We start from the raw sequence: 24882 nt of genomic DNA, 5'->3' as shown, positions 1-24882 counted from the left end.
AAAATCGAGTCGCCGTCGAGTGTCGAGAAGGGACACCGGCGCCGGGAGCGCCGCTACTCCTTGTCGCCGGCGCCGACGGCGCTCTCGCCGACGGGTTCGTGGCCCTCGATGACTTCCTGGCCGTTCATGTACGGCCGCAGGGCCTCGGGGACGGTGACGGTGCCGTCGTCGTTCTGGTAGTACTCCATGACGGCGACCATCACGCGCGGGACGGCGACGCCGCTGCCGTTGAGCGTGTGGAGGTACTCGGCGCCCTCGTGGCGCTCGGGCCGGTAGCGCAGGCCCGCCCGCCGTGCCTGGAAGTCCTCGAAGTTCGAGACGCTGGAGACCTCCAGCCAGCGGCCACCTACGTCCGGCCCTTCCTCCATGTCGTCGGCCGGCGCCCACACCTCGATGTCGTACTTCTTGGCCTGGGTGAAGCCCATGTCGCCGGTGCACATGTCGAGCACGCGGTAGGGTAGGCCGAGGCGCTGGAGGACCTCCTCGGCTTCGCTCAGGAGTCCTTCGAGGCGGTCGTAGCTCTCTTCCGGGCGGACGAAGTTGACGAGTTCGACCTTGTTGAACTGGTGGACGCGGACGTAGCCGCGGGTCTCCGTGCCGTGCTCGCCGGCCTCGCGGCGGAAATTGGGGGAGAAGGCCTGGTGTTTCACGGGCAGGTCGTCGTCCAGCAGGATCTCGTCGCGGTACATGTTCGTGACGGGTACCTCCGCAGTGGGCAGCAGCCACAGGTCGTCGTCGTCGTAGTCGTCGTCCTGGCGGGCCTCGACGCGGTAGGCGTCCTCGGCGAACTTCGGGAGCTGGCCGGTCCCGCGCATCGACGCGGAGTTGACCGGGATCGGCGGCGCGACCTCGACGTACTCTTGCTCCTCGTGGACGTCGAGGAAGAACTGGATGAGCGCCCGCTCTAGTTTCGCGCCGTCGCCCTTGACGAACTGGAACCCACCTCCAGAAACTTTCGCGCCGCGTTCGAAGTCGAGGATGTCGAGTTCCTCGCCGAGGTCGTAGTGGGGGACCACGTCGTCGGGGTCGACCCGCAGGTCGTCGAACCCCTCGCGGTAGCGCTCGACGTTGTCGCTCTCGTCCTCGCCGGTCGGCACGGAGTCGTGGGGGACGTTCGGGATCGTCAGGAGGCGCTCCTCCAGTTCATCCTCCAGTTCGTCCGCGCGGTCCTCGACCTCCTGGAGTTCGTCTTTGAGTTCCTGGGAGCGCTCGATGGCCTCCTGGGCCTCCTCCTCTTTCCCGTCCTGTTTCAGGTCGCCGATCGTGCTGGAGACCTCGTTTCGCTCGTGTCGGAGGCCGTCGCCGCGGGCCTTGAGTTCGCGCCACTCCTCGTCGATCTCGAGGATCTCGTCCAGGTCGACGCCCGTGACGCCCTTGCGCTCGATGGCGTCGCGGACCGTCTCGGGATTCTCCCGGACGAACTGCCTGCTTAACATGGTCGCGGCTTCTCGACGGCCGAACGTAGGCGTGTCGGTCCTTTGTGAGTGCGTGTCGGGTGGTGTCGTGGGCGGACTCGTGGCCTCTCTGAGCGAGACCGCGACCGCTGCTCGAAGTGGAACCGCAAACAGCGTGAAAGCCCCCGCACGCTCGTACCGCCGCGGCTCGCTGCGCGCTTCACTCGCTCCGCTCGTTCCAGTGCTGACGTCGCCGGGGCGGCGACGAGCGAGCGACCCCTTTCATTCCCACCCGCACAGACTGATGACCAGCCGACACGGGTGGGAATGAAAGGGGCCGTCCGCTCCGGGAAGACGAGCGCCGCAAGCACTGGAGCGAGCGAAGTCGTTCGAAAGACGGCTTCGCCGTCTTTCGTGATGAGCGTGGGACTCTCCGAGTCCCACGAACCTGCGAACGGGCGGCGAGGCCGCCCGTGAGCAGATGACGAGAGAGCTTCGCTCTCTCGAACCACGCGGAGCAAGCTCCTCGACCGGAGCGGACGGGGGCTTTCACGCTGTTTGCGGTCGATGTAGTCGAAGCGGTACGGGCACAGATACTACCTATCCGATCTCTTACAAGAACCCACACACTCCGGAGCGACACGCGTTAGTGTCCAGCGTCCAACAACGCATACACATGGACGAGCCGTCGACGATCGAACTCTCGGACGGTCGCGCCCTCTCGTACGCGGAATACGGCGATCCCGGGGGGACGCCGGTCTTCGCCTTCCACGGCGTCATCGGGTCGCGACTGATGTGGTCGCTCTGTGACGAGGAGGCCGCCGAACGCGGCGTTCGCGTTGTCGCACCGGACCGGCCGGGATTCGGCGCGTCGGACTTCCAGGCCGGCCGCCGGTTACTGGACTGGCCGGAAGACGCGTGCGCGCTCGCCGACCGCCTGGGCATCGACCGCTTCGGGGTCGTCGGGTTCTCCGGGGGCGGGCCGCACGCGATGGCCTGCGCCGACGCCGTCCCCGAGCGGGTCCGCGGCGTCTCGCTGGTGAGCTCCGTCACGCCACCGGAGACGCGGGCGAGCGCGGACCCGTTCAACGAGGCGGTGCTGTCGGCGACGCGGTTCGTGCCCGGCTTCTCGCAGGCGGCGTTCGCGTCGTCGGCGTGGCTGGCCGCGAACGCCCGGTCGCAGTTCCGGACCGCGCTGGTGGCCGGATCGCCCCCGGAAGACCGTGCGGTCTTCGACGGACCGACGGGCGAGACGCTCGTGAACGACAGCGCGGAGTCCTTCCGCATGGGGTCGCGCGGGCCCGCCCACGACCTGCCGCTGGTCGGCAACGACTGGGGGTTCGACGCCGGCGAGTGTCCGCTCCCGGTCGACCTCTGGCACGGCCGCGCGGACGCGACCGTCGGCGTCGACCTCGCGCGGGCGTTCGGCGACCTGCTGCCCGACGCCGACCTCTACCTCTCCGACGACGCCCACTACTCGGCGTACGTCAACAACCGCGGCGCGATCCTCGACGCCGCCGCACGGTAGCCCAGTGGCGCTCGGTGCCCAACGGCCCGGCGACGCGAACCATTTAGTCCGCGCCGCCCGCGGATCGGGTATGGCAATCGGCGACGTGTTCGAGGCGACGGTCGGCGAGTGCACGGACCTCTCGTACGTCGACACCGGGATGTACGGCGTGGCCGAGTACGGCGCGGTGTACGTCCTCGACGCCGAGCGGCCTGCGCTCGTCGACACCGGGATCGGGACCGACTACGAGCGCGTGCTCGACGCCGTCGACGCGGCCGGCCTCGCGCCCGCTGATATCGAAGTGATCGCGGTGACGCACGTCCACCTCGACCACGCCGGCGGCGCGGGCTTCCTCGTCGAGGCGTGCCCGAACGCCGAGGTGTACGTCCACGGGATCGGCGCCCCCCACCTGGTCGACCCCGAGCGCCTCTGGGAGGGGACCAAACGCGCCGTCGGCAACCAGATCCGGGCGTACACGGAGCCCGAGCCCGTTCCCGAGTCGCGGATCACCGAGATCGCGGACGGCGACAGCATCGATCTGGGCGACCACTCGCTCGACGTGTCCCACGCCCCGGGGCACGCGCCCCACCAGGTCGTCTTCCACGACCCCGCGAACGACGCGGTGTTCGTCGCCGACGCGGCGGGCATCTACTCGCCGACCGTCGACGAGCTGTTCCCGACGAGCCCGCCGCCGAACTTCGACCCGGAGCAGTGCCGGGACGACGTCGAGACGATCCGGTCGCTCGACCCGGAGGTCCTCTGTTACCCGCACTTCGGCCCGACCGAGACTGGCGAGAAGCTCGACCGCTACGCCGAGGTGCTCGACTCGTGGGTCGCGGCGGTCACCGAGGAACGAGCGAAGCGCGGCGACGACGAGGCGGTGATCGAGTACTTCGTCGGCGAGGCCGACGCCGAGCGGGAGCTGTGGGGGACGGAGAAGGCCGACGCGGAAGTGGCGATGAACGTCCGGGGCGTCCTGACGGCGCTCGACCGCGCGGAGTGAGCGCGGGACTCCCTCGCTCGCCGGGCGGGCTCAGCCGTCTGCGGCCTCGAACAGCGCGCCGAAGACCTTGCCCTCGGCCTTGCGGAGGTGCTGGTGGAACGTGGGCGGGGAGACCTGCAGCGACTCGGCGACGTCCTCGCCGGAGGCGTCGCGGGGCCACTCGAAGAAGCCGGCGTGGTAGGCGGCTTCGAGGGTCGTCTGCTGGCGGTCGGTGAGCCCCGAGAGGAGCGCGTCGGTCGGCCGCGACTGGCTCCCGTCTTTGGTCACCTGCTGTCGGCGCAGCATCGTCGCCGACGGGTACGCGTCCTGGACGGCGTCGATGACCCGCCGCACGTCCGCACTCGGCGAGAGGTGCAGCGTCATGCGGTAGTCGCCGTCCTCGACGGCGGCCCGTTCGACGGACCCGCCGAGCGACGCCAGCGTCGAGAGCACCGGCGGCTCGTCCATCCGGAGTTCGAACCGCGTGTCCCCCTCGTCGTCGGTGAACGAGACCGCGGCCCAGTGGGGGAGCCGGTCGACCAGCGCTTCGAGCGTCGGGACGGCCTCGGCCGACGCCTCGCCGTAGACGAGGAACTCGTCGTGGCCGAGGGTGACGACGTGCTCGAAGGTGAACCGTCCGCCGGGGCTGTCCTCGACGTCGAGGGTCTCGAAGAGGTCGGTGATGCCGAACTCCAGTTCGACGACCTCGTCGCTCAACAGGGCCTGCTTGCGGTCGGTCGCGGCGATGGCGTGACCGATCACCTCGCCGAGCTGGCCAAGCACGGTCCGTTCTTGGCCCTCGAAGGCGTTCGGTCGACCCGCGTAGACGTTCAATACGCCGTAGGTCGTCCCCTGGTAGCCGATCGGGATCGCCGCCGAGGAAGCGAAGCCGTGCTCGTCGGCAGCCTCGCGCCACGGCTCGTAGCGCGGGTCGGTCTGGATGTGCTGGATCGTCTGGACCTCCCCCGTCCGGATAGCGCGCCCGGTGGGCCCCTGACTGCGCTCGTCGTCTGGGTCGATCGAGACGGTCACGTCGTCGAGGTAGCCCTCGGCGCCCGCCTCGGTCCGGACGGCGACCGTCTGCGACCCCGTCTCGACGTCGCCGATCCAGGCGAACTCGTAGGAGTCGGTGGCCGCGAGGTGCTCGCAGACGGTCCGCTCGATCTCGTCGCGCGTCGACTGGTCGAGGACCGCGCCGGTGATCTCGCGGACGGCCTCGTTGAGGCTGTTGAGCGCCGCCAGCTGCTCGCGCTGGCGGACGAGCGCGTCCTCGTAGCGGTGGCGGTTGATCGCCGTCGCGAGGATGGTCGCGACCGACTGGACGAAGTTGACGTCCCGCTCCGAGAACGCGGTCGCCTCGGTGTCGTGCGTCCCGAGGATCCCCCAGGGGTCCTCCGGCGGGCCGATGACGACGCTGATCCCGCTCCGGACGCCGTGGTCGGCGAGGAGGTCCCGCTCGCCGAAGCGCGTCTCGGTCGTCAGGTCCTCGACGACCACGGGGTCGCCCGACCGGAGCGTGTAGGCCGCCTGGGAGTCGTCGTCGGTCGCGGAGACCGCTGCCGAGTCGACGAGCCCCTCCTCCCAGCCGACGCCCTGGCGGAGCAGGAGCTCCTCCCCGTCGGCGTCGAGGTCGAGCACCTCGCAGTAGTCGGTGGCGAGCGTCGTCGCGACCCGCTCGGCGGCCTCGGCCATCAGCGAGTCCAGGTCGCGGTCTCCGAGGGCGTGCTGGCCGAGGTCGGTGACGACCTGCTGCTGGCGGATCCGCCGCTGGAGCTCGCGCTCGCGCTCGATGCGCTCGGAGATGTCACGGACGACGCCGCAACGACCGTACCCGTCGCCCTGGGAGAGCGGCTCGTAGCGCGTCTCGACGGGGACGCGCGACCCGTCCTTCCGGACGAGTTCGAACTCGATGGTCGCGACCTCCCGCTCGCCCTCGGCGACCGCCGCGGCGCGCTCCTCGACGACGGGGGCGTACTCGTCGTCGTAGAGCACGCTCGCCTCCGCGCCCAGCAGCTCGTCGCGCTCGTAGCCGACCATCTCGCAGAAGGCGTCGTTCACGACGACGTACCGGTTCTCGTCGTCGAGCGCGTAGATGCCGTCGTCGACGGTCTCGACGATGGTCTCGTAGCGTTCGAGGCCGCGCTCGCGTGCCTTGCGCTCGGTCACGTCGCGGAAGTACACGGACAGGCCGCTCTCGGAAGGGTAGGCCGTCACGTCGAACCAGTTCTCCAGGGGCGAGAAGTACGCCTCGAAGGAGACGGACTCGTTCGTCTCGCGGGCCCGTTCGTACTCCGTCCTGAAGCGCGAGTCGGCGGTTTCCGGGAACTCGTCCCAGACGTTCCGGCCGACCAGCGCCCGCTGCGGACGGTCGAGCAGGTCCGCGGCCTGATCGTTGACGTACGTGAACCGCCACTCGTCGTCGAGCGCGATGAAGCCGTCGTCGACGCGGTCGAGCACCTCGTTCAGCTCGTGTTCGAGGTCGTCGCGGCTGCGTTCGAGCAGGCGCGCCTGCTCTTTGAGTTGCGTGATGTCCTCGGCCGAGACGACGACGCGCTCGACGTCGCCGTCGGCGTCCGCCAGCGGGACGGCGTTGACCGAGAGCCATCGCTCCCCGACGCCGGGCAGGTCGAACCGCCCGATCCAGTCGCCGACGGTCTCGCCGGTCCGACGCGCGCGGTCGTACGGCCGCTCGCCCGGGGGAACGGGGTCGCCGTCCTCGTCGAAGACCGTGGCCTCGGGGAGCGGGTCCGGTTCCGGTCCGTCGAGCGCACCGAGGTACCGGCGCGCCTGCTCGTTCATCCGGAGGGGGTCGCCCTCCTCGTCGACGACGGCTACACCCGCCGGGATGGCGTCGAGGGCGCGTTCGAGCAGGTCCCGCTCGCGTTCGAGTTCCCGCTCGAACTCGCGGCGCTCGGTCATGTCTCGAGTGACCTTCGCGTACCCGAGGAGGTCGCCCTCGTCGTCGCGGATCGACGTGATCGAGACGTTCGCCCAGAACCGGGTGCCGTCGGCGCGGACTCGCCACCCCTCGTCCTCGACCCACCCGTTCTCCGCGGCGGTCTCGAGGTTCGCTTCCGGGACGCCAGCTTCCCGGTCGGCCTCCGTGTAGAACGTCGAGACGTGTTCGCCGACGACCTCGTCGGTCTCGTACCCCTTCAGGCGCTCGGCGCCCGCGTTCCAGGTCCGGACGCGACCCTCCGGGTCGAGGCGGAAGATTGCGTACTCCTCGACGGCGCCGACCAGCGATTCGAACTGGTCGCGCTGGGCGATGTAGGCCTGCTCCGAGCGCTTGCGCTCGGTCACGTCGAAGTAGAGTTCGACCCGGCCACCCGCATAGGCGCCCGTCTCGATCGGGTTGCTCCGGTGTTCCAGCCAGCGCTCCGTGCGGCCGTCCCCGACCGTGGTGCGGCACTCGAAGCGCTCTTCGCCGGTGTCCCCGTCGTACGTCGCCAGCAGTCGCTCGGCGAACCCCTCCGAGTCGTCGACCGACGGTGCGATCAGCTGGTCGACGACGTCGCGCTTGTCGCGACCGATCACCCGATCCCGATCGATGCCGAAGTAGCGCTCCGTCGCGTCGTTGAGCCAGACCACGTCGTAGTTCTCGTCGAGGACGAACACCCCCACCTCCGCCCGGTTGAGCACGTCCGAGACGAGCGATTCGGCCGCCGCCGGCCAGTCGGGTTCGGCGGTCGGGCTCCCGTCCCCGGGCACGCGCCACCACACGCGTGCGCTCGCCCCGACTTTCTTGGTTCGGAGTCGGCCCTGCTCGACCAGGCGATCCAGCCGGTCGTACGTGCTCCGCCGACCGAGGTCGAGCGCCTCGGCCACCTCGCTCGTCGTCCGCGGTTCCACACCCCCGTCGAACACCGCGAGCGTCTCCCTGAGACTCTCCGTCAACCCGTGCGATTCCATCGTCCCAACTCTCGTCCGGGGGCAACTACAACCTTCCGCCGGCGGAGTCTCAAAGCGAAACGCGCCCGGTACGAACCTGGGATGTACCCCGCTGTCGATCCGGGCCATCGGGCGCCGAAACGTAGCTAGTCGGCGACCATCTGCAACCGGTACCGAACCTAATCACTTCTAGCGATCCCTTACCGGTGGGCAGATACTTTCCCTGTGTACGCGGACGATGCCGGGAGACCCGATCTATGTCACAGACAACGCACGACGTCGACGGTGGGGAAATCGAGGGAAAACTGACCGCGGAAGCGCGCTACGACCTGCTGGCTGACGGGCGCCGCCGGCTCGCGCTGGCCGAACTCGCGGAGCGGGCGGCGCCGGTCGCGCTGGGAGACCTCGCCGAGGCGGTCGCCGCCCGGGAGGAGGACGACGCGTCCCCGCCTGTGGGCGCGGTCGAGCGAGTGGCCGTCTCGCTCCACCACGTCCACCTGCCCCGGGTGGAGGACCACGGCGTGATCGACTACGACCCGGCAGCGAACCGCGTCGAACGGGTCGGGACCGTGCCGACGCCGTCGGACTGAGCGTCCATGCCGACGCTCTCGGCGGTCAGCCGCGATCCACCGCGACTCCGTCGTCCCACACCCCCGAAACGCCGTCGCCGGCCAGGACCGTGAACGCTCTCTGCCCGAACTGCCGATCGGCGGAGGGCGAGGTGGCGGACAGGACCCACAACCCCGACACGGGACTCCGGGTCGTGTTCTGCTGTCCGGAGTGCGAACACGACTGGGACGTAACGCTGTAGCGACCGCCTCGACAACGACGCGACCTTTTTGCCTCCAGGTGACGTATCACTTGGACACAGCTGCGCGTTCGTCCGGTGGCTCACTCCCGAATCCGCTGGACCGGCACCCGGTGGCCGCGCGTTCGAGGAGACACAATGCTACGTCACGACGGAGACATCACGGAATCGAGGACCACAGCAGTACCGACAGCACCACGTTCGAGAGGCCGAAGTGACTGACGCCGAGCCGGTCGTCAAGCGAACGGCGTGTCCCTACGAGGGCTGTTCCGCCGACGCACGGGTGGTCGTCCCGGGCGGTGTGGTCGTCGTCGAGACGTCGACCACGAACGCCGGGATCGAGGGCCCGTACGACGGGATCGTCTACGGACACTGCCCGGACCACGAGTTCTACGCGTACTACCGGGCCCGCGGAGACGGGGACGCCACCGAGGCGTCCGAGAACCGAGGCCCCTCCGATGGGGAGTCCGGAGGCGACGAATCGACGGCGGAGTGACCGCTCGCGAGAGGGAACGGGAGGCGATTCGCAGTTCCCGACGATACGCGGTTCCGGGTGCCGATCCCGTCCGTCCGAGGAGCGATGATCGGCGGCTGTGGCCACTGACTCGTCCCTCGCGGAGATCCGTACGTTTATTTCGACTCGTTCGCTGGGCTAGGACGAGATACCACTGTGACTGTCGCCACCAGTTCCGACTCTCGCCGTTTTCGGTCCCAGCGCAGGGCCCCCGCTTCCGGAGACGACGGACCGACCGGTCCGTCGGGAGCGGGTGAAACCCGACTCAGGAGTCCACACGGCGGTTCTATCGCCCGATGAAGTCGCTGGAACGGGACCTCGGACTCCCGACGGTGCTCGCGATCAGTATCGGCGCGATGATCGGGAGTGGCATCTTCATCCTCCCGGCGCTGGCGCTGGACATCGCCGGGCCGTCCGTGATCCTCGCGTATCTGCTCGCCGGCGTGTTCGTCCTGCCGGCGGCGCTCTCGAAGTCCGAGATGGCGACCGCCATGCCCGAGGCTGGCGGTACGTACATCTACATCGAGCGCGGCATGGGCCCGCTGCTCGGTACCATCGCGGGCGTGGGGACGTGGTTCGCGCTCGCGTTCAAGGGTGGCCTCGCGCTCGTCGGCGGCGTCCCGTACCTCCTCATCGTCTTCGACCTGCCGGTCAAGCCCGTCGCGCTCGGGCTCGCCGCGGTCCTCATCCTCGTCAACCTCTTCGGCGCGAAACAGACCGGCACGCTGCAGGTGATAATCGTCACCATCATGCTCGCGGCGCTGTCGTGGTTCGTCGCCGGGAGCGCCTCCAGCGTCCAGCAGACCAACTTCCAGCCGTTCATGACGGACGGCGTGGGCGGGCTGCTCGCCGCCACGGGGCTCGTGTTCGTGTCCTACGCCGGGGTGACGAAGGTCGCGAGCATCGCCGAGGAGATCGAGGACCCCGACCGGAACATCCCGCTCGGGATCCTCGGGTCGCTGGCCTTCACGACGCTGCTGTACGTCCTCATCGTCGCCATCATGGTCGGCGTCACCGACGCGGGCGTCGTCGCCGGTTCGGACGTCCCGGTCGCCGACGCCGCGCGGGAGACCGTCGGCGCGCTCGGCGTCGGCGCGGTCATCGTCGCCGCCGTTCTCGCGCTGATCTCGACGGCCAACGCCGGGATCCTATCGTCGTCGCGGTACCCCTTCGCGATGGCCCGCGACGGGCTCGTCCCGGAGTCGCTCGCCGCCGTCAGCGAGCGCTTCGGCACGCCGTCGACCTCGATCACGCTCACGGGCGCGGTGTTGCTGACGCTCATCGCGTTCGTGCCGATCCTCGACATCGCCAAGCTCGCCAGCGCGTTCCAGATTCTCGTCTTCATCCTGATCAACCTCACCATCGTCGCCTTCCGCAAGGGCGACATCGAATACGAGCCGAGCTTCGAGTCACCGCTGTACCCGTGGACCCAGATATTCGGCGTCCTCGGGGGGCTCGTGCTCATCACGCAGATGGGGCGGATCGCCATCGCCGGCGCGGTCGTCATCACCATCGGGAGCGCCGTCTGGTACTTCGCCTACGCCCGCCCGCGTATCGAGCGAGAAGGCGCCGCGACCGACGTCGTTCGTCGTCGGGTCGGCGATGACGTCCTCACCGAGACCGAGGACGCCATCAGCGGCGAGACCTACGAGGTGCTCGTGGCGCTCACCTCCGAGGTGAGCCGCGAGCGCGAAGCGGCGCTGCTCCAGATGGCCGCCGACCTCGTCCGCCCGCACGACGGCCGCGTCGTCGTCGTCTGGTTCGAGGAAGTGCCCGACCAGGCGCCGCTGGAGACCGCTACGGAGGTCCAGTCGCCGGCCGAAGTCCAGTTCGAGGAGCAGACCGACGACCTCGCCGTCGACCTCGACGTGGACGTCGACGTCGGCGAGATCGTCAGCCACGACACGAAACACGCCATCGTCAACTTCGCCGAGCACCGGCGAGTCGACACGATCCTCGCGGAACACGAGCGCCTGCGGCTGCGCTCGCGGCTGGTCGGCGACCCCATCGACTGGGTCGTCCGCCACGCCCCCTGCGACGTCCTGCTCGTCGACAACAAGGGGTACGACCGGCCGAAACACGTCGAGCTCGTGGGCGACGGCGGGCCGTTCAATCCCGACCAGGTCGCCGTGGCCGAAGCGATCGCGAGCCAGAACGACAGCGAAGTGAGCATCGGGTTCCCCGAGACCGGCGAGGGGCCAGAACAGCGCGAGCGGACGATCGAGGAGTACCGCGAACAACTGGGCGAACTGCTGTCGGTGCCGATCCGCGACGCGGAATCGACGGCCTCCGACGGCGGGTCGTCGTCGCCGGACATCCGTATCCGTCGCGGCGCGGACCACCGGCTCCGCGGTGCGCTGTTCGACCGGAGCTCCGCTGAGCCCGCCGTCTGTACGGAGATATCCGTCCACCCGCACGAGTCCAGCCAGCCCGGATTCCTCCGCCGGCTGCTCGAACGGGTCGTGTTCTGAGGCGGCGTTCGCCGCCGGTCCCGGCCGCGACCCGTCTACTTCTCGCGGCGCCCGCGACCGAACAGCCGCTCCGCGAGCGGGCGGTCGCTGGGCCGTTCAGCGAGCATCACCGACGCCTCGACGTCGTTGACGATGTCGAGGTGGAGCGACTCCGTGACGAGTCGCGCGAGCATCCCGCGTTCGGTCGCGCCGATGAGCACGAGCGTGTGGTCGGCGGCTTCGCGCTCGATCGCCGCCTCGACGTCGCCGGATTCGTCTGTGACGATCCTCGCGCCTCCAAGGTCGTGGTCGTCTGCCCACTCGGCGATGAACCGCTCGCCGGACTCGCGCTCGCTCGGGTCGTCGACGACGTGCAACACCGACACCTCGGCGCCGACCGTCGTCTGGAGGGCGTTCGCGATCTCCGCGCTGAGATCGGAGTCCGGGCCGCCGGCGGTCGGCAGCAGAACCCGCGAACAGTCCAGCCCGCGGTCCTTGACGACGAGGAAGTCACAGGGGAGGCGATTGGTCAGCTCGTCGAGGGGGCGCTCGGCGCGGGCAGCGTTCCAGAGCCGTCCGTCCCCCCAGCCCATCACCACGAGGTCCGGCCGGGTGCGCCGCGCCCGGTCGAACACCTCCTCGAACGAGCGCGAGGAGACGATGGTCGACGTCTCGAAGGCCACGTCGTCCCGGGCGACCGACTCCTCCAGCCCGTCCAGCAACCGCTCCGACGAGCGCGTGATCCGGTCGCGGTTCCCGCTCTCGTCGAGCGCCATCCCCGTCGGCGTCTGGACGATGTGGACGGCGTGGACGGTCCCCTTCTCGCGGGTGCTGGCGAGCGCGCAGGCGAACTCGACGAGCGGCGCCTCCGTCCGCGGGTTCGAGATGGGGACGAGTATCCGGTAGGAGTCCGGGTCGCGGACGAAGTCCTCCAGCGTGTCGACCAGCGGGACGTAGGAGCGGCCCGCGAGGTTGCCCAGCAGCATCTCCCGGAACGACAGCCGGCGGACGTTCTCGAACTGGTCGACCTCGAGCCGGCGCTCGCTGGTCTGGTAGTAGTTGACGACGGTGACCAGCAGGATGCCGCCGAGCGTGTTGCCCACCAGCACCGGGATCACGAACTCGAAGAGGCCGGTGGTCAGCGCGAGGTCGCCCGCGAGCATCGTGTAGACGACCTCGGTGAAGGAGACGACGACGTGGAAGAGGTTGCCCAGCGGGATCGCGAGGAAGGCGATGTAGACGATCGCGAGCCGCGAGATGGTCTCGCGGGCGGCGAAGTCCATCCACACCACGCCGGCGACGATCAGCCCGGCGAACGCGGCCTTGAAGAAGAGGGCGGTGACCGGCGTTTCGACGCCGTTCTCGGCCAGTCCGAGAGCGTACTCCGCGGCAGCCGGTTCGAAGACGCCGCCGTAGGCCAGCACCACGGCGCCGATAGCGCCGCCGGCGAAGTTCCCGGCGAGGACGATCAGCCAGTGGCGAAACAGGGCCGGGACGCTGGCGAGTCGTTCCAGCGTCAGCGCCACGGGCGGGAGCGTGTTCTCCGTGTAGAGCTGGTAGCCGCCGATGATGATGTAGATGAACCCGAGCGGGTAGAGCAACACGGCGGCGATCTTCGACTCGGTCGCCGCGGACATCGAGGCGTACAGCAGGAAGGTGATCGTGATCGCGAACCCGCCGGCGAGCCCGCTGAAGAAGAGTTCGCGCGAGCTCGACGTGATCTCGTGGTCGGCGTCCGCGACGACCCGCTGGAACACCTCGTCGGAGGAGAACCGACCGGGGACGACTTCCCCCGACTCGGGGACCCCGTTGTCCGACTCCTCCGGTGGCTTCCCAGCCTGCGGTTCGAGTTCGGAATCGGCCATCGTCCACACCCGCGTCACCGAGGAACTAAGAGGTTTGTCTCCGCGCCCGCCTCACGGCGGCCGAGCGGGGCGTCTCCGCGCCCGTCTCGGCGAACACGATGACGCCCGCGAACCCCGCGAGGGCTCGATCGCGACGCCGGCTATCGAGACCGCAGACCGTGTACTTTTACGTCCTGCCTCCGGTACCGCAGATACATGGCCGAGAGCCCGCTGCTCCTGTTGGTCGCCGGTATCATCGGTATCGGCGTACTCTCGCAGATACTCGCCGACAGGCTACAGATCCCGGCGATCGTCTTCTACATCGCGGCGGGGCTGGTGGTGGGGCAACCGGGACTCCAGATCGTCACCGCGGAGACGTTCGGGACCGCGATGCCGACGATCGTCGGGTTCGCGGTCGCGATCATCGTCTTCGAGGGGGCGTTCCACCTGCGGATCGAACGCATCCGGGCGGCGCCGCAGGCGGCGCTCCGGCTCGTGACAATCGGTGCGCTGATCGCGCTCGCCGGGACCGCCATCGCCGTCAGGTTCGCGTTCGGCGTCTCCTGGAACCTCTCGCTGGTCATCGGGTCGCTGCTGGTCGCGACCGGGCCGACGGTCGTCACGCCGATCCTCAAGATCGTCCCGGTCCGCGACCAGGTGGCGACGGCCCTGGAGGTCGAAGGGATCGTCAACGACGTGACGGCGGCGATCCTCGCGGTCGTCTTCTTCCAGACCGTCAATCCCGCGACCGCGGGGGGTGACCTGGTCCGGGGGTTCGTCGTTCGCCTCGGCGTGGGGCTGCTGTTCGGCGTGATCGTCGCCGGCATCGTCTACTACCTGCTCCGGTACGTGGACCTCTCGCCGGGCGACGCGCCGCGCAACGCCCGACTGCTGGTCCTCGCCGGTGCGCTCGTCGCGTTCTCCGCCGCGAATTTCGAGGCGACCGAGGCGGGCGTCGCCGCGACGGCGACCGCCGGCTTCCTGCTCGGCAACGCGGACATCCCGTACGAAGACGAGATAGAGGCGTTCAAGGGCGACGTGACGCTGCTCGTCCTCGCGTTCGTGTTCATCGGACTCGCCGCGTTGCTCGAACCCGCCGCACTCATCGAGGTCGGCTTCGAAGGACTGATCGTCGTCGTGGCCATCGCGCTCGTCGTCCGTCCCATCCTCGTCTTCCTGTCGACGACCGGCAGCAAGTTCACCCGTCAGGAGCGGACGTTCATGAGTCTGGTCGGTCCACGGGGCATCATCCCGGCGTCGGTCGCGACGCTGTTCGCAGTGCAACTACAGGACGCCGGTCTCGCGCAGGAGGCGAACATCCTGCTCGGGACCGTCTTCCTCGCCATCCTGCTGACGGCCGTCTTCGAGGGCGGTCTCGCGCGATACATCGCACAATACCTGAACGTGATACCAATGAGAGTCATCATCGTCGGAGGCGGGAAGGTGGGCCGGTCGCTCGCCGAACGCCTCGAAGCCAGGGGAGAGAACGTCGTGATCATCGAGGAAGACCAGTCGGTCGGCCAGCGAGTTCGCAACGAGGGATACAGGACCGTCATCGGTGACGGAACGGACACCGAACTGCTCCGTGAGGCCGGCGCGAGCAACGCCAAGACTGTCGTCGCCGCCACCGGTGACGACGACGCCAACCTGCTCGTCTCACAGCTCGTCAACTCGAAGTTCGACGTGGAGACCGTCATCGCACGAGTGAACAACCCGGACAACGTCGACGCCTTCGAGGAACTGGGGGTCCGGACCATCTCCGCGTCGATGGCGACCGCGTGGGCCATCGACAACCAGATCGAACGTCCCGCCATCGCCCACTGGATGACCGACGTGGGCCGCTCCGGCGACGTCCAGGAGATCGAAATCACGAACGACGAACTCGTCGGCAAGACCGTCCGCGAGGTCGGCCCGATGCTCCCCGACGGGTGTCTCATCGCGCTGCTCAGCAAGGACGACCCCGAGTCCGGCGAGGTCCCGACGGCCGATACCGTCATCGAACGTGGCGACTACGTGACGCTGCTCGGCCGTACCAAGGCGGTCACCGACGGGATGAAACTCGTCAACCCCGACTGATCGGTCGGCCAGCCCCGGAACCGCCTTTTTCACCGACCCGACCAATAGACCGGCATGGAGCCGAGACACTACCTCCGGGTCGAGGGACTAGCAGCGCTGGTAGCGTCGCTCGCGCTCTTCGGCGCACTTGACGCGCCGCTGTGGCTGTTGGCCCTTCTCGCGCTCGCGCCGGACCTCTCGATGCTGGGGTATCTGGCCGGCCCGCGCGTCGGGAGCGTCTCGTACAACGTCGTCCACACGTACACCCTCCCGCTCGCGGTCGGCGGCGTGGCCTACTGGGCCGACGCCCCGCTCGTGGTTGCGGCCGCCGCGGTGTGGGCCGCTCACATCGGTGCCGACCGGTTCTTCGGATTCGGTCTGAAGTACTCGACCGGCTTCGAACGGACGCACCTGAGCGCCCAGCCCGCACCGGTCGCGCGGCTCAGGACGGACGAGTGACTCGGGCGGAAAAGCCGGCCGCTCGCGCCGCTGCGGGTACCACTTGGCCAAAAAGATGGGGCAAAAAGCGCGAGTCGCTTCGCGACTCGCGGTACCCTGATTCCGCGCTACGGCACTCGCAGTTCGATAGCCGCACCCTGGCCGAAGCCGACGCACTCCGTCGCGAGTCCGAGGTCGTCGCCGCGGCGGTTCATCTCGTGGATCAGCGTCACGGGCAGGCGCGCGCCGGAGGCGCCCAGCGGGTGGCCGATGGCGATGGCGCCGCCGTTGACGTTGTAGCTGTCGTCGTCGAAGCCGAGTTCGCGCTGGCAGTAGAGCGCCTGACTCGCGAACGCCTCGTTGAGCTCCACGAGGTCGAAGTCGTCGGGGTCGCGACCGGTCCGCTCGCAGAGCTTCCGGACCGCCGGGACCGGGCCGACGCCCATGATGGTGGGGTCGACGCCGGCGACCATGTGGTTCCCGACCTCGGCGAGCACGTCGAGGCCGTGCTCGTCGGCGAACGCCCGGGAGGTGATCATCGTCCCCGATGCGCCGTCGGATATCTGCGAGGCGTTGCCCGGCGTGATCGTCCCCTCGCTCTTGAAGACGGTCGGAAGCTGGGCCAGTTTCTCCATGGAGGTGTCTCGGCGGATGCCCTCGTCCTCGTCGACGGTCCCCTCCTCGGTCTCGATGGGGACGATCTCGTCGTCGAAGCGGCCCGAGTCCGTCGCCTCGGCGGCCCGCTGCTGGCTACGGAGGGCGTACTCGTCCTGTTCCTCTCGGGAGACGTCGAACTCCTCGGCGACCTTCTCGGCGGTCATCCCCATCTGGAGCTCGCCGATGTTGTACAGTTCGGCGAGCCGCGGGTGGACGTTGTGGGTGTTCTCGCCGAGGTCGACGCGCGTCATCGACTCGACGCCGCCGGCGATGACGCAGTCGCGCTGGCCCGCCGCGATGGCGTCGGCGCCGCGCATGATCGCCTCCGCCGAGGAAGCGCACCAGCGGTTGATCGTCGCCGCCGGGACCTCCTCGCCGAGGTCCGAGAGCAGCGCGATCACGCGGGCCATGTTGTTGCCCTGTTCGCCGCGCTGCTGGGCGCACCCCCACAGCAGGTCGTCGACCCGTTCGCTCGCCAGACCCGTGTCGGCGAGCATCTCGTTTATCAGCGGGACCGACAGGTCCTCGCTGCGGACGTCCGCGAACGCGCCGTCCTCTTTCCCCTGCGCCGTCCGGCGAGCCTGAACGATAACCGGTGTCCTGTCCGTCATGGGTGGAGGGAGGGTCCGAACTCTGTTAAACCCTCACAAACGTCGGACGCGTCGTCCGGAGTTTGTCAGAACAGTTCGGCGGCGAACAGGAGGACGACCGGCGCGACGACCAGGAGGAGGCCGACCGCCATCAGCGCCGCGGGGACCACGAACAGACCCATGTCGGTCAACAGCCACAGGCCTGCGCCGCCGAGTATCAGGAGGACTCCGACGAGGCCGAGCAACCACTTGACGACGCCGCCCAGCCCGAAGTCGGCCGCGACTTCCGCAACTTCGAGTACTTCGTCCATATCCGTCCGACGTGTGGTTTCGCGTCCGACATAAGTCTGGTGTGGGGGATCCCGTCGCTGGCGGCGGTTCGACGGGCGCCGCTCGGTCTAGTTCGCGAGACTTATACCGTCGAAAGGCGAATCTAGGTGGGAATGAGCGATCCGGAGCTAGCGGTCGTGGAGTTCGTGTTGACGACGCAGGTGTACAGCGAACACCGCGACCTCGACGCCGACGATCTGCCGCCCGATTACCGGGCGGTCTTCTGGAACGATGGGGAGATAGAGCGGCCGCTGTCGGCCACGACGACGACCGCCCGACAGGCGACGGACGTCCAGCAACCGTGGGAGGCGATCTCGGGCCTGATGTTCACCGACCGCGACGACTTCTCGGGGACGATCACCTTCACGGACGAGGACATGGCCAGGGAGTGGTACCTCGACCGCGTGGACGCCGACCATCTGAACGAGAACCCAGTCCTCGCGAGCGTCTTCGCGGAGGAGTTCGAGGGGGCCGACTACGAGTTCGCCCGCGAGGAGAACCGCCCGATCCGCGCCGACCGCGTCTGGATCGACAACCTCCTCGAGGAGTACTTCGACGAGGACGACGAGGACGAACAGGAGATGCTCGACCTCGTCGACATCCGCGCGCCCGAGGAGGTCGAGATGACCATGGACGACCTCGTGCTCACGGCCGACCAGGAGGGGGAGATCCACAAGATCGTCAAGGCCATCGAGCACCGCGACTACCTCGCCCAGATCGGCCTCCGGGAGATCGGCAAGCTCCTCTTCGTCGGGCCGCCGGGCACCGGGAAGACCTCGATCGCCCGCGCCCTCGCGAGCGAACTCGACCTGCCGTTCGTCGAGGTGAAGCTGTCGATGATCACCTCCCAGTACCTCGGCGAGACCGCGAAGAACGTCGAGAAGGTGTTCGAGGTCGCCACGCGCCTCTCGCCGTGTATCCTCTTCATGGACGAGTTCGACTTCGTCGCGAAGACCCGCGCCAGCGACGAGCACGCCGCGATCAAGCGCGCCGTCAACACCCTCCTGAAGAGCATCGACGAGGTGAGCCTCATCGAGCACGAGGTGCTGCTCATCGGCGCGACGAACCACCCCGACCAGCTCGACGCCGCGGCCTGGCGCCGCTTCGACGAGATCGTCAACTTCCCGAAGCCGGACGACCAGATGCGTTCGGACATCCTCCGGGTCGTCACTCGCGAGATGGAGATCCTCGACTTCGACCCGATGGAAGTCGCACAGAAGACCGAGGGACTGACCGGCAGCGACCTCCGGCTGGTACTCCGAGAGGCCGTCCTCGACGCGCTGACCGAGGAGCGCACCACGCTCACCCAGCAGGACCTCCTCGACGCCGTCGAGGACTTCGAGGAGCGGGACAACCTCAAGAACATGGACATGATCGACGGCGATCACGACGCCCTCGTCGCCGGCGGCGACATCGCGGGCGCGAGCGACGGCGGGTCGAGCGCCGCTTCAGACGGCGGCCACGACCACAGTCACGACCACTGAACGACGACGGGTCGAGCGCGGCCTCCGACGGCGGTGAGCCGAGCGAAGCGAGGCGAACCTCATCAGAGCTTGCTCTGATGGCGGCCACGACCACAGTCACGACCACTGACGCGGCCGATTCGGCCACGCGGCTGTCCCCCGTCGCTCGGGCCCATCCGCTTGCGCCAGCGCGGTTTTTCCGGTCGCGCTATATACTTGGTGGTCATACACGTGTCATGTCTCGACAGTCGACGACGTGGGTAGTAGTGGCGATGCTCGTGCTGTTCGCCGGATGCGCGAGCGGTCCGAGCCTCGGCGGCGACGGTGACCCGGCAGCAGGCGCCGGTACCGGTGATAGGACGGATGGGGATGTGGCTGACGGTGATGCGGCCGGCGGCGCTTCGGGCGATGAAGGAGCGTCGGCGGGCGGGGACGGCGGGAGCGACGACGCTTACGTCGCCGAGAACCGCACCGCGCTGCTCGTCGAGGCCGGGAGTTACACGTCTTACTGGCAGATGCGAGCCACCGAGGGCGGCGTCGTGACCAGCGACACGACCTACACCTGGGCCGTCGACTACGACCGCGACCGGACCCGCTTCTCCGCGCGGATGGCGTCCGCGGACGCCGTCACGATGGATTACGAGACGTACCACGCCGACGGCCGGACCTACCAGCGCAACGGCGAGGGCGACGACGCGACGTACTCGGTCGCGGACGGTGAGTTCAGGCCGACCGCGTCGGCCGCGATGACGACCAACGTCGCCGACGCGGACGACCTGGCGGAGTTCGCGAACGAGGGAACCGAGACCCACGAGGGCGTGACGGTGACTCGCTACGTCAGGACCCAGGAGCCGACGTGGCTCACCAACCAGGCCGCGGCCGACGGTAACTTCACCTGGACGGAGTTCCGCTTCACCGTCCTCGTCGACGAGGACGGGCTCGTGCGGTCTGAAGGCTGGGAGGCCGAGGGCGTCGACGAAGACGGCGCGTCCTACGTCATGTCGTTCACGTACGCGCTCTCGGACGTGGGCGCGACCGACGTCGAGGAACCGGCCTGGGCCGCGACTGCCCGGGAGGGCGCTGCACGGTAACGAACAGGCAGAAGCGCACCCGCGCGGTGACCGATCGGCGGGAGCGTTACTCGTCGGCGTCGCTGACCTTCACGAGCTGTTTGCCGATGTTCTCGCCCTCGAACAGCCCGAGGAAGGCGTCGGGGGCGTTCTCCAGCCCGTCGGTGACGGTCTCGCGGTAGTCGATCTCGCCGCTGGCGATCCACTCGCCGAGCTGCTTGGTCGCCTGCGCGAAGCGGGGCGCGAAGTCGCCGACGAGGAACCCCTCGACGCGGGCGCGTTTGCTGATGAGCGCCGGGAGCTTACGCGGGCCGGTCGGCCGCTCGGTGGCGTTGTAGTGGGCGATCTGCCCGCAGATCGCGACGCGCGCGTCGACGTTCAGCCGGTCGAACACGGCGTCGGTGATGGGTCCGCCAACGTTGTCGAAGTAGGCGTCGACGCCGTCGGGCGCCGCCTCGTCGAGCGCGGCGCGGTAGTCGTCGGTCGTCTTGTAGTTGATCCCGGCGTCGAAGCCCAGGTCGTCTTCGAGGAACGCGACCTTCTCGTCGGAGCCGGCGAAGCCGACGACGCGGGCGCCGGCGAGTTTGGCGATCTGGCCGGCGACGGAGCCGACGGCGCCCGCCGCGCCCGTGACGACGAACGTGTCGCCGGGTTTCACGTCGGCCACTTCGCGGACGCCGAAGTAGGCCGTCCGGCCGGGCATGCCGAGCACGCCGAGCGCCGTCGAGACGGGGGCCACGTCGGGGTCGACCGCGGTGAGTTCGGTCCCCGGTGCGGTGGTGTAGTCGGCCCACTCCAGGTTACCGACGACGACGTCGCCCTCCTCGAAGCCGGCGCCGCTGGACTCGACGACCTCGCCGACGGCGCCCGCCCGGAGCGGGTCGCCGACCTCCCACGGGTCGGCGTAGGACTCGCCGGCGTTCATCCGGTCGCGCATGTACGGGTCGACCGAGAGATAGCGAGTTCGGACGAGTGCCTCGCCCGGTCCGGGTTCGGGCACGTCGGTCTCGACCAGTTCGAAGGTGTCGCGGTCCGGTTTCCCCTCGGGGCGCTTCGCCAGGCGGAACTGCCGATTCTCGTCTCGCATGCATAGCCGTACGGCGGTCGGCCCGAAGAGTCCGGTGACTTCGACGCCCGAGAAACGGGCGAGGAGTTTCCGCGGGGTCGCCACTGCGACGACCACAGCGACCGCGGCGACCGCGGCGACTGCGGTGACCATCTGGCTCGTGACCGTCGGGCCTGCGACCGTCAGGGTTTCGTCGGTGACGGTCGAACGGACGCGGTGATGTACCTCTCACCGGCGGTTCGGACGATCCGCGACGACCCGATGGAGGGCGAACCGGTCACGCTCTTGCTGGAGGTCGCCGACGAGGCGGCCGTCGAGGACGTGGCGTCGGCGGTCCGCGAGGCCGGCGCGACCGTCGAGGAGGAACTGGAGTTCCGGACGCTCCGGGTGGCGGTCGACCAGGAGCGGGTCGGCGCGGTCTGCGAAACCGGCGGGATCGAGACCGTCGAGACGTCGAACACGCTGGGTCTCGACCCCGACGGGGCCGGCGAGGACGTCCGTCCAGACGGCTGAGTCGGGGGTGCCCGGCCCGTCAGCGCGTGCTCGGCGAGCAGTTCGGGCGCCCGACGGACGCTGCCGGCCAGAGCGCAAGCGTTTAATTCGCCCCAGCGGTAACTCACTCCATGCCCGACTGTCCACTCGCGGACGAGTGCCCCAGTTTCCAGGAGCGCATCGAGGGGATGGGCTGTACGCACTACGGCGACCGCGGCGGCGCCGAGTGGTGTAACCATTACAATCAGCCGATCGAGGACCTGAAGAGCCAACCCGTCCAGCCCGGCCAGGAGGTCGAGGTGACCGTGGAGGACATCCACGAGAGCGGCGCCGGCGTCGGCCGCACCGAGGACGGCTTCATCATCATGGTCGACGGCGTCCTGCCGCCGGCCCGCGCGAAGGTGAAGATCAACAAGGTCCGCTCGAACCACGCCCGCGCCGAGGAGATCGAACGCCTCCCGGACGAACCGGGAGACGACGCCGATGGCGATGGCGAGGCCGACGACCCCGACGCCGACGAGGCGGACGGCGAGGCCGACGAGGAGGAGAGCGACCGCCAGCGCCTCGGCAGCCGCGACAACTTCTGGGGCTCGTAACCCGGACCGCGTCCGGCCCCTCCGCCTGGACAGTCTCGACGCCGTTCGTTTCGCTCGCTGCTTTCAGCGCTTTTATGCCGTCGGATCCGCCAACGTAGCGTCGTGGTTCCCGACCCCGCTGCGTCCGAGGGCGCCGGCTCGGACGACGGCGACGCGACCGCCGACCCGTCGGAGAGCGGCCGATCCGAGGCGCCCGATGGTGCGGCCGGCGACTCGACCGCTCGCTCGGGCGAGGAGCGGGACGAGTCGACGGACGCGGGGAGCGGTCCCGTCGACCCGGTGGAAGCGCAGCTCGACGACGCGCTGGAGCGGGTCGCGCACGGCGCGACGGTCTCGGTGCCGAGCATCCTCGTCCAGCGCGGGCTGACCGTCGCGTTCACCGCGGTGTTGACCAACGGCTTCGCCGCCGGGTCGTACGGCGTCTTCGCCGTCGCGCGCCGGCTCCAGCAGTTCCTGCTCCACGTCGCGCTGGGGTTCCGCAGCGGGCTCAGTCGATTCCTCCCGAACGCCGAGTCGGCGGCCGAGCGCGACGCGCTCGTGACCGTCGCGGGCCTCCTGCTGGGGACCGTCGCGGCGCTGTTCGGAGTTGCGCTCTTTCTCGGCGCGCCGGCGATCACCCGAATAACGGACCAGCGGCCGCTGTTCACGACGGTCCTGCGCGTGTTCGCGCTCGGCCTCCCGGCGACGGTGTGGCTGTTCACCGCCACCGAGGTCCTGCGCGGCCTGGAGGAAGTCGTCCCGCTGAACCTCGCGCTCCGGGTCGGGTTCCCCGTCGCACAGTTGCTCGTCGGGGTCGTTGGGACCGTCGTCTACGGCGACCTCGTGGCCGTGGCGGTCGGTGTGGTCGCCGTCTCCGGCCTCGTCGCGCTCGGCGCGACCGCGTGGCTGGTCCGCGAGCGCGGGCTCGGCCTGCGCGTCAGCGGCGTGCTCGACGGCGCGAGGGGGAACGGCGACGTCGCAACCGCGGACGGCAACAGTGCCGAAACCGCGGGCGGCGACGAGGGATTCGACCTGCGGGAGGTCTGGCGGCGCTACGTGGGGTACACGATCCCGCTGTTCCTCGGGGGGATCGCCACCACGATCCAGCGGCTGGGCTTCTACCCGCTCATCGCGCTGTACCTGACGGACGTGGCGGGCGGCGTGTTCGCGGTCGGGATGGTCGTCGGGTCGCTCGTGCGCCTGCCGCTCATCGGCCTCAACCAGTTCGTCCCGCCCGTGGCCGCCGCGCTCCACGAGGACGACCACCGCGCGGCGCTGTCGCGGTTCTACCACGTCACCAGTCGGCTCGTCCTCGTCGGCGTCGTCGGCCTGGCGATCCCGGTGATCGTCTACCGCGAGACGGTCATGTCGCTGTTCGGCCCCGCGTTCGTGCCCTACGCGCCGCTGCTCGTCGGGTTCGTCCTCGCGCAGTTCGGCGCCTGCGCGGTCGGGAGCGTCGGCATCCTCCTGATGATGACCGACAACCAGCGGGCGTATCTCGTCGTCAACGTCTGTATCACGCTCCTGCTGGCCGCGGTCGCCGTGCCGCTGACGATCCGCTTCGGTCTGTCCGGCCTGGTCGCGAGCTACGTGCTCATGCTGACGCTGAACAACGGGCTGGAAGTCGCCGTGCTGTACCACTTCGAGCGCCTCCAGCCGTTCACGTGGCTCCACGGGAAGCCGCTGGCGGCCGCAGTGCCCCTCGGAGTGATCGCCTGGAGTGCGAAGGCCCTCCTCTCGGGGCCCGCCGCGCCGGTCGTCGGCGTGACAGTGGGGCTGGGCGCGTACGCGGCGACGCTGTGGTCCCTCGGGTTCACGCCGGCAGAGCACCGCCTCGCCGGGACTCTCGCCGAGCGATATCGCGCCGTGCTGGCCCGGTCGTGACCCGCCAGACGATCCGGAACCTCCCGGTTCTTTGACCCTCGACGCCGACCACACGCGTATGGACCTGCAACTCGACGGCAGCGCGGCACTGACGACGGCCAGTTCGAGCGGTCTCGGCCTCGCGAGCGCGAAGTCGCTCGCCCGCGAGGGCGCGGACGTGGCTATCTGCGGCCGGACGGAATCGCATCTCGAATCCGCGGCCGAGGAACTCGAAGCCCTGGGTGACGGCGACGTGCTCGCGGTCCAGGTCGACCTGACCGACCGGGCGGAAGTCGAGGCCTACGTCGAGGAGGTCGCCGATTCCTTCGATGGCATCGACCAGGTCGTCATGAGCGCGGGCGGGCCGCCCAGCGGGGCCTTCCTGGAGATGGACGACGAAGACTGGTACGGTGCCTACGACACGCTCGTCATGTCTGCGGTCTGGACGACGCGCTTCGCCTACCCCTACCTCAAGGAGTCCGACCAGGGGTCGGTCACGGCGATCACCTCGCGGTCGGTCCGGGAGGTCATCGACGACCTCGTCCTCTCGAACGCGGTCCGCCGGGCGGTCATCGGGATGGTCAAGACCCAGGCGCGGGAGTTCGCGCCGGAGGTGCGGGTCAACGCGGTCCTGCCGGGCGCTCACGAGACCGCGCGCATCGAGGAACTCATCGAGGACGGCGTCGAGCGCGGCGACTACGACAGCTACGAAGAGGGGCTGGAAGACAAGGGGTCGTCCGTCCCGCTGAGGCGGATCGGCGACCCGCAGGAACTCGGCGACGTGGTGGCGTTCCTGGCGAGCCCGCGGGCGAGCTTCGTGAACGGGACGGCGCTGCCAATCGACGGCGGGTCGATGCGGAGCTGAGGCGATCGACGACTGCGGTCTCGACGGT

Annotated in this window: 19 protein-coding genes; 13 read left to right on the top strand and 6 right to left on the bottom strand. The window is 69.2% G+C overall.

Features of this window, described 5'->3' with window-relative positions:
• Nucleotides 1-53: 53 nt before the first annotated feature.
• Entirely contained in the window at nucleotides 54-1436 is a 1383-nt protein-coding gene (gene serS / locus ACMGFH_RS13510; protein ID WP_415378967.1) for a serine--tRNA ligase, read from the bottom strand.
• Nucleotides 1437-2070: 634 nt separating this feature from the next.
• Between serS and ACMGFH_RS13505 the strand changes: the two genes are divergently transcribed.
• A complete protein-coding gene (locus tag ACMGFH_RS13505; RefSeq protein WP_415378966.1) occupies nucleotides 2071-2922 on the top strand; it encodes an alpha/beta fold hydrolase in 852 nt (283 codons plus the stop codon).
• Between the two features lie 70 nt (nucleotides 2923-2992).
• The gene (locus ACMGFH_RS13500) at nucleotides 2993-3904 is read left to right on the top strand and encodes an MBL fold metallo-hydrolase (RefSeq protein ID WP_415378965.1); all 912 of its coding nucleotides are present in this window, start codon (nucleotides 2993-2995) and stop codon (nucleotides 3902-3904) included.
• A 30-nt stretch (nucleotides 3905-3934) separates the two neighbouring features.
• Here the strand turns inward: ACMGFH_RS13500 and ACMGFH_RS13495 are convergent, their stop codons facing one another.
• Nucleotides 3935-7795: a PAS domain S-box protein gene (locus tag ACMGFH_RS13495; protein WP_415378964.1), complete on the bottom strand. Its 3861-nt coding sequence runs from the start codon at nucleotides 7793-7795 to the stop codon at nucleotides 3935-3937.
• A 236-nt stretch (nucleotides 7796-8031) separates the two neighbouring features.
• On the opposite strand from ACMGFH_RS13495, the gene ACMGFH_RS13490 reads away from it, so the two are divergent.
• The 3 genes from ACMGFH_RS13490 (at nucleotide 8032) to ACMGFH_RS13480 (ending at nucleotide 11567) form a co-directional block, all read left to right on the top strand.
• On the top strand, nucleotides 8032-8364 hold the full coding sequence (locus ACMGFH_RS13490; RefSeq protein ID WP_415378963.1) for a hypothetical protein: 333 nt from the start codon (nucleotides 8032-8034) through the stop codon (nucleotides 8362-8364).
• 432 nt (nucleotides 8365-8796) lie between these two features.
• Entirely contained in the window at nucleotides 8797-9078 is a 282-nt protein-coding gene (locus tag ACMGFH_RS13485) for a hypothetical protein (protein ID WP_415378962.1), read from the top strand.
• Between the two features lie 314 nt (nucleotides 9079-9392).
• On the top strand, nucleotides 9393-11567 hold the full coding sequence (locus tag ACMGFH_RS13480; RefSeq protein WP_415378961.1) for an amino acid permease: 2175 nt from the start codon (nucleotides 9393-9395) through the stop codon (nucleotides 11565-11567).
• A gap of 35 nt (nucleotides 11568-11602) precedes the next feature.
• On the opposite strand, the gene ACMGFH_RS13475 is transcribed toward ACMGFH_RS13480, so the two are convergent.
• The gene (locus tag ACMGFH_RS13475; protein ID WP_415378960.1) at nucleotides 11603-13411 is read right to left on the bottom strand and encodes a formate/nitrite transporter family protein; all 1809 of its coding nucleotides are present in this window, start codon (nucleotides 13409-13411) and stop codon (nucleotides 11603-11605) included.
• Between the two features lie 195 nt (nucleotides 13412-13606).
• On the opposite strand from ACMGFH_RS13475, the gene ACMGFH_RS13470 reads away from it, so the two are divergent.
• Complete coding sequence (locus ACMGFH_RS13470; protein ID WP_415378959.1) at nucleotides 13607-15466, top strand: cation:proton antiporter; 1860 nt, start codon at nucleotides 13607-13609, stop codon at nucleotides 15464-15466.
• Between the two features lie 54 nt (nucleotides 15467-15520).
• A complete protein-coding gene (locus ACMGFH_RS13465) occupies nucleotides 15521-15904 on the top strand; it encodes a DUF4260 family protein (RefSeq protein WP_415378958.1) in 384 nt (127 codons plus the stop codon).
• A 107-nt stretch (nucleotides 15905-16011) separates the two neighbouring features.
• On the opposite strand, the gene ACMGFH_RS13460 is transcribed toward ACMGFH_RS13465, so the two are convergent.
• Nucleotides 16012-17151: a thiolase family protein gene (locus ACMGFH_RS13460; RefSeq protein ID WP_415378957.1), complete on the bottom strand. Its 1140-nt coding sequence runs from the start codon at nucleotides 17149-17151 to the stop codon at nucleotides 16012-16014.
• 65 nt (nucleotides 17152-17216) lie between these two features.
• The gene (locus ACMGFH_RS13455) at nucleotides 17217-17441 is read right to left on the bottom strand and encodes a hypothetical protein (RefSeq protein ID WP_415378956.1); all 225 of its coding nucleotides are present in this window, start codon (nucleotides 17439-17441) and stop codon (nucleotides 17217-17219) included.
• A 132-nt stretch (nucleotides 17442-17573) separates the two neighbouring features.
• On the opposite strand from ACMGFH_RS13455, the gene ACMGFH_RS13450 reads away from it, so the two are divergent.
• Both ACMGFH_RS13450 and ACMGFH_RS13445 read left to right on the top strand, forming a co-directional pair.
• Entirely contained in the window at nucleotides 17574-18944 is a 1371-nt protein-coding gene (locus ACMGFH_RS13450) for an ATP-binding protein (protein WP_415378955.1), read from the top strand.
• Nucleotides 18945-19159: 215 nt separating this feature from the next.
• Nucleotides 19160-20014 (top strand): hypothetical protein, encoded by an 855-nt coding sequence (locus tag ACMGFH_RS13445; protein ID WP_415378954.1) that lies wholly within the window; start codon nucleotides 19160-19162, stop codon nucleotides 20012-20014.
• 46 nt (nucleotides 20015-20060) lie between these two features.
• Here ACMGFH_RS13445 and ACMGFH_RS13440 read toward each other — a convergent pair whose 3' ends face one another.
• The gene (locus ACMGFH_RS13440; protein ID WP_415378953.1) at nucleotides 20061-21080 is read right to left on the bottom strand and encodes an NADP-dependent oxidoreductase; all 1020 of its coding nucleotides are present in this window, start codon (nucleotides 21078-21080) and stop codon (nucleotides 20061-20063) included.
• Nucleotides 21081-21278: 198 nt separating this feature from the next.
• Here ACMGFH_RS13440 and ACMGFH_RS13435 point away from each other — a divergent pair, with 198 nt between their 5' ends.
• The 4 genes from ACMGFH_RS13435 to ACMGFH_RS13420 all read left to right on the top strand — a co-directional run bounded on the left by ACMGFH_RS13435 (nucleotide 21279) and on the right by ACMGFH_RS13420 (nucleotide 24854).
• The gene (locus tag ACMGFH_RS13435) at nucleotides 21279-21572 is read left to right on the top strand and encodes a hypothetical protein (RefSeq protein WP_415378952.1); all 294 of its coding nucleotides are present in this window, start codon (nucleotides 21279-21281) and stop codon (nucleotides 21570-21572) included.
• Nucleotides 21573-21682: 110 nt separating this feature from the next.
• A complete protein-coding gene (locus ACMGFH_RS13430; RefSeq protein ID WP_415378951.1) occupies nucleotides 21683-22147 on the top strand; it encodes a TRAM domain-containing protein in 465 nt (154 codons plus the stop codon).
• A 102-nt stretch (nucleotides 22148-22249) separates the two neighbouring features.
• Complete coding sequence (locus tag ACMGFH_RS13425; protein ID WP_415378950.1) at nucleotides 22250-24010, top strand: lipopolysaccharide biosynthesis protein; 1761 nt, start codon at nucleotides 22250-22252, stop codon at nucleotides 24008-24010.
• Between the two features lie 58 nt (nucleotides 24011-24068).
• A complete protein-coding gene (locus ACMGFH_RS13420; protein WP_415378949.1) occupies nucleotides 24069-24854 on the top strand; it encodes an SDR family oxidoreductase in 786 nt (261 codons plus the stop codon).
• The last annotated feature ends 28 nt before the right edge of the window (nucleotides 24855-24882 follow it).

This window comes from Halosimplex rarum (genome assembly GCF_047715405.1).
Lineage (GTDB): Archaea > Halobacteriota > Halobacteria > Halobacteriales > Haloarculaceae > Halosimplex > Halosimplex rarum.
The sequence above is the reverse complement of the archived record's forward strand: the minus strand, read 5'-3'. Positions and strand labels throughout refer to the sequence as shown.